This window comes from Flavobacterium sp., assembly GCF_043722275.1.
Classification (GTDB): domain Bacteria; phylum Bacteroidota; class Bacteroidia; order Flavobacteriales; family Flavobacteriaceae; genus Flavobacterium.
Genome location: NZ_JAYSPC010000070.1, coordinates 1 through 2,035 on the forward strand (window position 1 = coordinate 1; position 2,035 = coordinate 2,035).

Here is a 2,035-nt window from a genome sequence, read left to right on the forward strand (position 1 = left end):
ACAGGGGCTGTTCTAAATAACAGATGTATGTAAGTACAACTTATCTGTCGGGGGCTGAACATTTTATAAGGCAGTTCAAAAATTGAGATAATTTTTTAAATATGCAACTGTTTGTAAAAGTATTTTACAATTATTAATTTATAGCAGTTATTACAGCTTATTTTATGTTCTGTAAAAAATAGCTTGGTTATGCAAATTGTGTGTCAGCGGGGTTTTCGCCTGATTTACTTTCAAATTAAAAATAACTTCCCGGCGAAACCCCGATGCAGGAAAGCATTCGGTTTTTACGAACGTAAATTATAAGTGTTTAAAGTGTATGGATAAAATATCTTTTACATGCCCCAATAAAACCGGTGCTATAGTTTTCTTTTACCGCTATACGCTTAGTGTTTGGAATATTGGCAGCATAATTATCCAGGTTTATTCTTCAGCGGGTTTTGCCGTAAACTTTTTTTAGATGGAATTGTAAGTGGGCGAAAACCTTGCTGGAATACAATGTTGGCAGCAGTATTGACGAAATAGTTAGTTAAAAAAGTGATCTTTAGACTGCGAACAATACTTCATATATTCAGAAAATGTGTCTTGGAAACTCCATTCTGCGTTTGGTAAATCACTTGATAATACTTTTTGAATTGTGTCATCTTTTTTATTTACCACTGTTATCTTGATTTGTTTATGCCCAATTTTTGAGCGTAGTAAATCCTTAAATACTTGTTCTGTTCCTTTCCACCCGATAATAAGTATTTCTTGAATTTTATCTAAGTTTGCTTCTAGCAATAGTCTTTGATTCATTGGCATTACAAAATCATCTTTATCTGTAAACGGAATTAATAATTGTGGTAAAAATCTTTTAAATGTAGGGCTATTATTTGTAAGGGATGGAGAATTATCTATTGCTACTTTATCGTCTATTTCAAGAAACAATTCTGAATAAGTTTTCTTTTTTAAATAGAGGTCTAAACTAAATAGTTGATTTTTAGTAGCTGGAGTTGTTGCAGTAGCGTTATTTTTAAAGTATCTAACCCAATTCCATGATCCATGGGGCTTAAACAATATTAGTTTTCGATTCGTATCTATATAATCATCTATTTTTTTGTATGCATAGCCAGAGACAGCTTCTATTGCCTGCTCTATAAGAGTGTCATAATTAAAACTGGTAATAAGAATTGGTTCTCCTTTTGAAACAGTATATTTTGATGCCAAAGACATTAAGGAGTTATAATTACTTCTTTTAACGTTCTTGCATTTGTCTGATACGTCCATAAATAAATTTTGCAAATAATATTGCGTATTTATTATTTTATTAAGTAAATCTGGATTGTGATATTTTTTTACATCCTCCCATTGTTCTTGAAAAAATCTTTCGACATCAAGGGCTTGTAAAACCTCACTTGCTAAAACGTTTGCTCCTGGATAAGAGGATAAAATTTTGTCATATTCGTCATTGAATAAATTATATGTAAGGGGAGGACGATCCTTTTCCAAGATTTTACCATCAAAGGAGAAATCAAAAGATGCACCAGCTCCAAGTATTACCATTTTGGTTGCATTTAATGTAGAAGTAACTCTAGCACTTTGAAGAGTTGTTGGTCTAAGATAAGGTCTATGTGAGGTAATGCAATCTAAACTCACTTTCTCACCGAGTGTATAGAGAGTACCACGATCTTTATTGTATTCTTTAATATCTGAAGGTTTAATTATATAAAAATTATTTCGATTACTTTTATCTTCTACGAGAATTCCAATTTTTTGTTCACCATAATAAAGTGTGAAGCAATAGATACTTGCGAGATTAAGCTGAAGAAGATCAGATCTTTTCATTATATAGGGAGTTTTTGATATTGCTGCCAACACATAAATATATGCTATAAAAATTGCCATGCAATAATTTTTGGATTATGATATCAACCATCTGAAATTATATAAATCCAATTGTCGTTAGAACAATCCACTTTTAATGGCTATGATTAATTGATCAAAACACATTCCCTATTTACCCAAAAACTCCCTGATGATCTTGAAATCTTTTTCCTTT

At 31.4% G+C, this 2,035-nt stretch carries 1 protein-coding gene; it reads right to left on the bottom strand.

Features of this window, described 5'->3' with window-relative positions; all coding sequences use genetic code 11:
- Positions 1-522: 522 nt before the first annotated feature.
- Positions 523-1,881 (bottom strand): hypothetical protein, encoded by a 1,359-nt coding sequence (locus ACHZDT_RS09910; RefSeq protein WP_394774463.1) that lies wholly within the window; start codon positions 1,879-1,881, stop codon positions 523-525.
- Positions 1,882-2,035 lie beyond the last annotated feature (154 nt).